Source organism: Pseudomonas sp. HY2-MNA-CIBAN-0224 (genome assembly GCF_040310285.1).
In the GTDB taxonomy this organism is placed as follows: domain Bacteria; phylum Pseudomonadota; class Gammaproteobacteria; order Pseudomonadales; family Pseudomonadaceae; genus Aquipseudomonas; species Aquipseudomonas helleri.
On sequence record NZ_JBEOPQ010000103.1, the window covers coordinates 1 to 9,176 of the forward strand.

Consider the following 9,176-nt stretch of genomic DNA (forward strand, 5'->3'; position numbering starts at 1 on the left):
GAGCTTGCCTCGCGATCTTTTGATCTTAAAAAAGATCGCGAGGCAAGCTCGCTCCTACACAGGTGAAGAGTGCCCGGACGATTCATTTTTGATACACATCACCCCACTTCTGCGTAAAGCCACCTAGACTTGGGTGATTAACTTCTTCAGGTCCAGAACATGCTCGAAATATCCGCCTTTAATTCCATGTTGATCCCCATTGTGATTGGTATGTTGCTGCTCACCATTGGCTTCAACTTTCGCGACAGTAAACCCGGCGTACTGTCGATCTGGTTTGGCATGTTGCTGATCTTCGGCACCATCGTTTTTAAAATTCTCGCCAAACTGAATCAATAAAGAGCACCGCGTCCGCGATCACTTATTTTATGTATGACAAGAAATGAATGATCGCGGGGCCTAGCGTACACTCGTCCGATCCGTACTTTCCGAGGGTGATCGCCTAGTGTTTCTTCGTCTCTTTGCCCGGCCCTATTGGCTGCTGATTTGTCTGCTGACCTTGCTGCCGCTCGCCTCGGCCCAGGCTGTGGGCATCACCAGCCTGCTCCCCAGTTCGGATAAAACCCAAACGCAACCCACCGAGCCTTTGGGCCAGTCGCTGGACGAGGTGATCAAAAACCTTGAGAACGACCAGCAACGCAGCAAGTTGCTGGCAGACCTTAAAAAGCTTCGCGACGCCACCAAAAAAGCCCAGCCCGAAGCTGAAATCGGCGTCCTGGGTTTGATCGGCAGCACCCTCGCCGACCTCGAAAAACAGTTCTCGGGCAACGACAGCCCCACCTCGCGCTGGAGCGAAGAAATCGGCCAGGCCAAAGATGAACTGGTGGCCTTGATGCTGCCCGCCAAGGAATGGGTGCCCATCATCTTTGCCTTTGCGCTGATCATCATGATCTGGAGCCTGCTGGCTTCACTGCTGATTTGGGTCAGCCACCGCGTGCGCTTGCGCTTTGGCCTGAGCGAAGAACTGCCGCAACACCCTAAAGCCGTCGACATGCTGCGCTTTGCCTTGCGCAAGCTCGGCCCCTGGCTGGTGGCGCTGGTGATCACGGTGTACATGAGTTACGCCTTGCCATCGTCGCTGGGTAAAGACCTGGCCATGGCGCTGGCTTACGCCCTGGTGATCGGCACGTGCTTCTCGGCCACCTGTGTAATTCTGTTTTCATTGCTCGATGGCCCGCACCGTCATCGTGCCCTGCATATTCTGCGGCATCAGGCGTTCCGCCCGCTGTGGTGGATCGGCAGCTTTGCCGCCTTCGGCGAAGCGCTCAGCGACCCGCGCATGGTCGCGTCCCTGGGCGTACACCTGGCGCATACCGTGGCCACGTTTGCCAATGTGATGGCGGCGCTGTCGACCGGGCTGTTTATCATCCGCTTCCGCCGCCCCATCGCTCACCTTATCCGTAACCAGCCGCTGTCACGCCGCCTCACCCGCCGCGCCCTGAGCGACAGCATCGAGACCCTCGGTACTTACTGGTACATCGCCGCACTGATTCTGGTGGGCATCTCATTGTTCGCCACCTTCTTGTCGGCGGGCGATACCAGCACCGCGCTGCGCCAGTCGCTGATCTGCGCCGTATTGGTGGTGCTGTGTATGGTGATCAACGGTCTGGTGCGCCGCCATGCGCAAAAGCCCCAACGCGGGCCCAAGCGCCACGCGCTGTATTCGGAACGGCTCAAGAGTTTTGTCTACACCCTGGCGCACTTGATTGTGTGGCTGGTGTTCATCGAGTTGGGGTTGCGCGTGTGGGGCCTCTCGCTGATCGGTTTCACCGAAGGTGAAGGCCATGAAATCAGCGTCAAACTGTTCGGCCTGGCGGGGACGTTACTGTTTGCCTGGCTGATCTGGATTCTCGCCGATACGGCCATCCACCACGCCCTGACCCGCTCGCGCAAAGGCCTGGCCAACGCCCGCGCGCAAACCATGATGCCGTTGATTCGCAACGTGCTGTTTGCGGCCATTTTCATCATCGCGCTGATCGTCGCTCTGGCGAACATGGGCATGAACGTCACGCCACTGCTGGCCGGTGCCGGTGTGATCGGTCTGGCCATTGGTTTTGGTGCGCAGTCGCTGGTTGCCGACCTGATTACCGGCTTGTTCATCATCATTGAGGACTCGCTGGCCATCGATGATTACGTGGATGTCGGTGGCCACTTGGGCACGGTCGAAGGCCTGACGATTCGCACCGTGCGCCTGCGCGACATTGACGGCATCGTACACACCATTCCGTTCAGTGAAATCAAAAGCATCAAAAACTATTCCCGCGAGTTCGGTTACGCGATCTTCCGCGTGGCGATCCCGTACAACATGGAAATCGACGACGCCATCAAGCTGATGCGCGAGGTGGGACAAAAGATGCGCACCGACCCGTTGCAGCGCCGCAACATCTGGTCGCCGCTGGAGATTCAAGGGGTCGAAAGTTTCGAGTCGGGCAGCGCGATTTTGCGCGCACGCTTCAAAACCGCGCCGATCAAGCAATGGGAAGTGTCACGGGCGTTCAACCTGTCGCTCAAGCGCCATCTGGATGAAGCCGGCCTTGACCTCGCGACACCGCGCCTGAGCGTACAGGTAGTAACAGCCGGTAGCGGAACGTTGCAGAAGGAGTAACCACTCCCCTGTAGGAGCGAGCTCGCCTCGCGATCTTTTGATCTTTTAAAAAGCTCGCGAGGCAAGCCTCAGGCCTAACGCTCCAGCACATCCACACCCACGTGGATCGCATCATGTCGCCAATACTCAATGTCACAGTCGATCAGCCGCTCGTGCTGGTCATAGTTGATGCGCTCGATCCTCAACCCCGGGCTGCCCGTCGACACTTTAAGCGTTGCCGCCGCTTCGGCGGGCAAGGCGGTCGGCACGATCTCAAAACGCACCCGTCCGTAATGCAAGTCGTAGTGCCGCGCATACAGCTCGGTGATCGACTGCGTGAGGTCAAAATCCAGAATCTGCGGGAAGTATTGCGGGTTCAGGTAATGCTCGACATACAGCACCAAACGCCCATCAATGCGCCGCGCCCGGCAGATCTGGATCACGCTGGAAAACGCCGGTAACTGCAAACGTGCACACACGGCGGCCGACGCCGGCTGCAGGCGCGCCGAAATCACCTCGGTGGTCGGCACTCTTCCCTGGGCGCTGACCATCGCGTGAAAGTGGCTGCGCTGCATCAGGTTGTAGGCCAGGCGCGGCGGCGAAATAAACCAGCCGCGCCGCTCCTCGCGATACACCACGCCTTGCGCTTCCAGTTGCAACAACGCTTCACGCACCGTGATGCGGGTGGTCGCGAACAGTTCGCTGAGTTTTCTTTCAGCCGGTAATTGGCTGCCAGAGGTCAGCAAGCCATGTTCGATTTGCTCTTGCAGGGCCAGACCAATGGCTGTCACCGCTTTGGGTGCACCTTCACGCATCAACGTTACCTATCTGGACTAGTCCAGCACCAAATGTGGGCAGGCTCGGCCTGCAAAACACTTAACTCTTGAGGGTGCCAGCCTAGGCAGTGCAGATGACTGTTCGATGACACTGACACCTGTTTCAACCCTCAAGCCCACACCCGCCGGGGCCTTGACCATGGTCTACGCTTAGCTCACGGCGCGTGGCGGGCCTGTAAAAGTGCTTGCACAACCAATGCCGACATTAAAGTGTCATGCAGCCCCCTTAAATTGGCTCAGGTATTGCTGACCTAGACCAACCCACTGCAAAACTCTAAAAAAACCAGCGTGAACACCCCACAGGAGCTTCAGATGAAACAGTTTTTTCTGGCATCACTGTTAGGCACCAGCATCGCCCTTTGCACCTCGGCCATGGCCGCCGATGTCGATTTAAAAGCCCTTGAAACTGCCGCCAAGGCAGAGGGCGCCGTGAACAGTGTCGGCATGCCCGATGACTGGGCCAACTGGAAAGGCACGTGGGAAGACTTGAACAAACTGTATGGCCTCAAGCATGTCGACACCGACATGAGTTCGGCCCAGGAAGTGGCCAAGTTTGCCGCCGAAAAAGACAACGCCAGTGCTGATATTGGTGACGTCGGTGCCGCATTCGGCCCCATCGCCGTGGCCAAAGGCGTAACCCAACCTTACAAACCCACCACCTGGGAACAGATCCCGGCCTGGGCCAAGGACAAAGACGGTAACTGGGCATTGGCCTACACCGGCACCATCGCGTTTATCGTCAATAAAAAGCTGCTGCATGGCTCTGAAGTACCCACCAAATGGTCTGACCTCAAATCCGGTAAATACAAGGTCTCGATCGGTGACGTGAGCACCGCCGCGCAAGCCTCCAACGGTGTTCTGGCTGCGGCCTTTGCCAACCACGGTGATGAAAAGAACATTCAGCCAGCCTTGTTGATGTTTGCTGATATCGCCAAGCAAGGCCGTTTGTCACTGGCCAACCCGACCATCGCCACCATGGAAAAAGGTGAAGTTGAAGTGGGCGTGGTCTGGGACTTCAACGGTCTGAGCTACAAAGCCAAAATGGCCAACCCGGATGACTACGTGGTGCTGATCCCGTCGGACGGCTCGGTCATTTCGGGTTATACCACCATCATCAACAAATACGCCAAGCACCCGAACGCCGCCAAACTGACCCGCGAATACATCTTCAGCGATGCCGGCCAAACCAACCTGGCGCGTGGCAACGCCCGCCCGATCCGTGCCGAACACCTGACCCTGCCAGACGACGTTAAGGCCAAGCTGCTGCCTAACGAGCAGTACAAGAACGTGACGCCGATCAAAGACGCCGACGCATGGGAAAAAACCGCGAAGGCCCTGCCTCAGAAATGGCAGGAAGAAGTCATCATCAACATGCAGTAAAGAGCTCGCTGCCCCTGTAGCCGCTGCCGCAGGCTGCGATAAGGGCCGAAGGACCTTCCTCGGCTTTAACTGCCACGACCACTTCGTGGCCGATCGCAGCCTTCGGCAGCGGCTACAGAGGCTTATGTTTTTCTTTAGTTCGCGGAGTCGCAGTACATGAAACACAAGGTCATTTTGGTGGTACTCGACGGACTCAATCATGACGTTGCCCGCCATGCCATGGGGCATTTGCAGGCCTATGTCAGCGCAGGACGCGCCACGCTGTACAAGCTCACCTGTGAATTGCCAGCGCTGTCGCGCCCTCTTTACGAGTGCATCCTCACGGGTGTGCCGCCGATTGAAAGCGGCATTGTGCATAACAATGTGTCGCGCCTGTCTCACCAGCGCAGCGTGTTCCATTACGCCCGCGAGGCAGGTTTGAGCACCGCCGCCGCGGCTTACCACTGGGTCAGCGAACTGTATAACCGCTCGCCTTTTATCGCGGCCCGTGACCGCCACACCGAAGACAGTGACCTGCCCATCCAGCACGGGCATTTTTACTGGAACGATCACTACCCCGATTCCCACTTGTTTGCCGATGCCGAAAGCCTGCGCCTGCGCCATGCGCCGGACTTTTTGCTGGTGCACCCGATGAACATCGACGATGCCGGCCACAAGCACGGCCTCGACAGCTCGCAGTACCGCAACAGCGCGCGCTCTGCCGACATTGTGCTGGCCGACTACCTGCAAGGCTGGCTGGACGCGGGCTACCAAGTGCTGGTGACCGCCGATCACGGCATGAACAACGACCGTTCGCACAATGGCCTGTTGCCCGAAGAGCGTGAAGTGCCGCTGTTTGTACTTGGCGACGCCTTTAGCCTGGACCCTCAGGCCACCCCTAAACAAACCGAACTGTGCGGCACGATTTGCCAATTGCTGGGCGTCGCCCATGACAAACCGCTGTGCCAGACCTTATTGAGACCCGCGCCATGACCCGTGGTAAATGGCTGGCATTGTTGTGCCTCGCGCCCTTTGCAATTGTCTTTATCGTGTTCCAGATTGCCCCGCTGGTGTGGGTGCTGGTACACAGCCTGCAATCAGAAGACACCGGCTGGGGCCTGGACAACTTCAGCAAGATCTTCGCCTCGAAGTTCTATTTACAGGCCATCCAGCACAGTCTGGAGATCAGTTTCTGGTCCAGCCTGTTCGGCATCGTGATTGCCGTGCTCGGCAGCTACTCGCTGCATAAAGTCGACTCAAAGCTGCGCAACTTCGTCAACGCCTTCGCCAACATGACCAGCAACTTCTCCGGGGTGCCGCTGGCGTTTGCCTTCATCATCCTGCTGGGGTTCAACGGCAGTATCACGATCATGCTGAAACAGGCGGGGATCATCGAGGATTTCAACCTCTACTCCAAAACCGGCCTGATTATTCTGTACACCTACTTCCAGATCCCGCTGGGCGTTCTGCTGCTGTACCCGGCCTTTGATGCCCTGCGTGAAGACTGGCGCGAGTCAGCATCATTGCTGGGCGCCAACAGCTGGCAGTTCTGGCGCTTTATCGGCCTGCCGGTCCTCACACCGGCGCTGCTAGGCACCTTTGTGATCCTGCTGGCCAACGCCCTCGGCGCCTACGCCACGGTGTATGCGCTGACCACCGGCAACTTCAACGTATTGCCTATCCGCATTGCCGCGATGGTGTCGGGTGATATCAGTCTGGACCCGAACATGGCCAGTGCGCTGGCGGTGATTCTGGTGGGGTTGATGACCTTGGTGACGCTGGTACATCAGTGGCTGTTAAAGAGGAGCTACCATGTCGCGCGCTGAAACCGGAACCGCCAGCGTTTATCACCGCACGGTGGTTTACCTGCTGTTTATTATTTTGCTGTTGCCGCTGCTGGGCACGTTTGTGTACTCGATCGCCAGCAGTTGGTCCGCCACCGTGTTGCCCAGCGGCTTCACCTTCAAGTGGTACCTGCAACTGTGGAGCGACCCGCGCTTTTTGACCGCATTCGGCCATTCGCTGTTGATCTGCTTCGGGTCTTTGCTGCTGTCGGTGGTGTTGATTCTGCCGCTGCTGTTTGTGGTGCATTACCACTTCCCCAAGCTCGACGCGCTGATGAACATCCTTATCCTGCTGCCGTTTGCGGTGCCGCCGGTGGTGTCGTCGGTGGGCCTGTTGCAACTGTACGGCTCGGGGCCGATGGCCATGGTCGGTACGCCGTGGATCCTGATCGGTTGCTACTTCACCGTGGCCCTGCCTTTTATGTACCGGGCCATCACCAACAACCTGCAAGCCATCAACCTGCACGATCTGATGGACGCCGCTCAACTGCTCGGCGCCAGCACCTGGCAGGCGGCGTTTCTGGTGGTGTTGCCGAACTTACGCAAAGGCTTGCTGGTGGCGTTGCTGCTGTCGTTTTCGTTCCTGTTCGGCGAGTTTGTGTTTGCCAACATCCTGGTCGGCACCCGCTACGAAACCTTGCAGGTGTTCCTCAATAACATGCGTAACAGCAGCGGCCATTTCACCAGCGCGCTGGTGATCTCGTACTTCCTTTTTGTACTGGTGCTGACCTGGGTTGCCACCTTCCTGAACAAGGACAAAAGCCAATGAGTTTTGTCAGCGTCGAACACCTGCAAAAAACCTACTCCGGCACGCCGGTCTTCAGCGACATCAATTTCACCATCAGCAAGGGCGAGTTCGTCACCCTGCTCGGCCCGTCGGGCTGCGGCAAGTCAACGCTGCTGCGCTGCATTGCCGGGCTGACGCCGGTGGATGACGGCAAGATCCTCCTCGATGGCCAGGACATCGTGCCGCTCAACCCGCAAAAACGCGGGATTGGCATGGTGTTCCAGAGCTATGCGCTGTTCCCCAACATGACCGTTGAGCAAAACGTCGCGTTTGGCCTGCGCATGCAAAAGGTCAACGCCAATGACAGCCAAAAACGCGTGGCTGAGGTGCTGCAACTGGTCGAGCTCAATGACTTTGCCAAGCGCTACCCGCACCAACTGTCGGGCGGTCAATGCCAACGTGTGGCGCTGGCCCGCTCACTGGTGACGCGCCCACGCCTGTTGCTGCTGGACGAACCCCTGTCGGCGCTGGACGCCCGTATCCGCAAGCATTTGCGCGAGCAGATCCGGCAGATTCAGCGCGAGCTGGGGCTGACCACGATTTTCGTTACCCACGACCAGGAAGAAGCGCTGACCATGAGTGACCGCATCTTCCTGATGAACAAGGGACGGATCGTCCAGAGCGGCAATGCCGAAAGCCTCTATGTCGCCCCGGTGGACGTGTTTGCCGCGAGTTTTATTGGCAACTACAACCTGCTGGACGCCGACACCGCCAGCCGTTTATTGCAGCGCCCGGTCACCAGCCGCATCGCCATACGTCCGGAAACCCTGGGCTTGAGCCTGCACGGCGAGGCCGACACACTGATCCGCAACCACAGCCTGCTGGGCAACGTGATCCGCTATCGGGTCGAAGTCCGTGGCGTGGAGTTGATCGTAGACGTGCTCAACCGTTCTGCGGCCGACCTGTACGCGGATGGTCAGCGCGTGGCGTTGACCATCGATTCCAGCGCCTTATGTGAGGTAGCCTGATGCTTTTGAGCACCATGAAAAGGGAGTTGCACTGATGGCCCTGGCAATTTTTGACCTGGATGAAACGTTGATTCACGGCGACTGCGCCACCTTGTGGAGCGAGCAAATGGGCCGCCTGGGCTGGGTCGATCCGCAGGCGTTTTTAAAGCGCAATAACGAACTGATGCACGCCTACAGCCAAGGCGAATTGAAGATGGAAGACTACATGGCCTTCAGCCTGGAGCCCTTGATCGGGCGTACCCCTGAAGAAGTCGATCATTTGGTCGGCCCATGGGTTGAAGACTTTATCGAACCGATCATTTTCAGTGACGCGACCAAAACCGTGGCCGCTCACCGCAAAGCCGGCGATCGCATTTTGATTATTTCGGCGTCCGGCGTGCATTTGGTCAAACCGATTGCCGAGCGTCTGGGCATTGATGAAGTGCTGGGTATTGAACTGGAAGTCGCACACGGTACGTACACCGGCAACACCGTGGGCACCCTGACCTACCGCGAAGGCAAGATCACGCGCCTGCTGGAATGGCTGGACGAGCAAGAAGAAAACCTTGAGGGCGCGAGTTTTTATTCCGACTCACGCAACGACTTGCCGTTGCTGCTCAAAGTGGATCACCCGCATGTGGTCAATCCTGACCCGGTCTTGCGTGAACACGCTGAAAAGGCCGGCTGGCCGATTCATCACTGGAAGTAAATAGGCTAACTGTAGGAGCGAGCTTGCCTCGCGATCTTTTGATCTTTTTAAAAGATCGCGAGGCAAGCTCGCGCCAACACGGGGGGTTGTTGTGCCGATTGGGAAGACACAGT

The 9,176-nt window shown here is 57.8% G+C and carries 9 protein-coding genes; 8 read left to right on the forward strand and 1 reads right to left on the reverse strand.

The features are described 5' to 3' along the window. The first annotated feature begins 159 nt into the window (after nt 1-159). Both AAEZ03_RS25010 and AAEZ03_RS25015 read left to right on the forward strand, forming a co-directional pair. Nucleotides 160-336, forward strand: a complete 177-nt coding sequence (locus tag AAEZ03_RS25010) for a hypothetical protein (protein WP_164488139.1) — start codon at nt 160-162, stop codon at nt 334-336. A 106-nt stretch (nt 337-442) separates the two neighbouring features. Next, nucleotides 443-2,602: a mechanosensitive ion channel family protein gene (locus AAEZ03_RS25015; RefSeq protein WP_278939996.1), complete on the forward strand. Its 2,160-nt coding sequence runs from the start codon at nt 443-445 to the stop codon at nt 2,600-2,602. Between the two features lie 74 nt (nt 2,603-2,676). Here AAEZ03_RS25015 and phnR read toward each other — a convergent pair whose 3' ends face one another. After that, nucleotides 2,677-3,396 (reverse strand): phosphonate utilization transcriptional regulator PhnR, encoded by a 720-nt coding sequence (gene phnR / locus AAEZ03_RS25020; RefSeq protein WP_350582316.1) that lies wholly within the window; start codon nt 3,394-3,396, stop codon nt 2,677-2,679. Between the two features lie 333 nt (nt 3,397-3,729). Here phnR and AAEZ03_RS25025 point away from each other — a divergent pair, with 333 nt between their 5' ends. From AAEZ03_RS25025 to AAEZ03_RS25050, 6 genes are all read left to right on the forward strand, one after another. Beyond that, nucleotides 3,730-4,797, forward strand: a complete 1,068-nt coding sequence (locus AAEZ03_RS25025; RefSeq protein ID WP_048368607.1) for an ABC transporter substrate-binding protein — start codon at nt 3,730-3,732, stop codon at nt 4,795-4,797. 156 nt (nt 4,798-4,953) lie between these two features. After that, nucleotides 4,954-5,769, forward strand: coding sequence for an alkaline phosphatase family protein (locus AAEZ03_RS25030; protein WP_153334573.1), 816 nt, complete (start codon nt 4,954-4,956; stop codon nt 5,767-5,769). Continuing rightward, a complete protein-coding gene (locus AAEZ03_RS25035; protein WP_048391213.1) occupies nt 5,766-6,602 on the forward strand; it encodes an ABC transporter permease in 837 nt (278 codons plus the stop codon). The genes AAEZ03_RS25030 and AAEZ03_RS25035 overlap by 4 nt, the downstream gene beginning before the upstream one ends. Continuing rightward, a complete protein-coding gene (locus AAEZ03_RS25040; RefSeq protein WP_123750370.1) occupies nt 6,589-7,389 on the forward strand; it encodes an ABC transporter permease in 801 nt (266 codons plus the stop codon). The genes AAEZ03_RS25035 and AAEZ03_RS25040 overlap by 14 nt, the downstream gene beginning before the upstream one ends. After that, nucleotides 7,386-8,375, forward strand: a complete 990-nt coding sequence (locus AAEZ03_RS25045; RefSeq protein ID WP_123750369.1) for an ABC transporter ATP-binding protein — start codon at nt 7,386-7,388, stop codon at nt 8,373-8,375. Before AAEZ03_RS25040 ends, AAEZ03_RS25045 begins: the two co-directional genes overlap by 4 nt. 34 nt (nt 8,376-8,409) lie before the next feature. Continuing rightward, nucleotides 8,410-9,063 (forward strand): HAD family hydrolase, encoded by a 654-nt coding sequence (locus AAEZ03_RS25050; protein WP_262125514.1) that lies wholly within the window; start codon nt 8,410-8,412, stop codon nt 9,061-9,063. Nucleotides 9,064-9,176 lie beyond the last annotated feature (113 nt).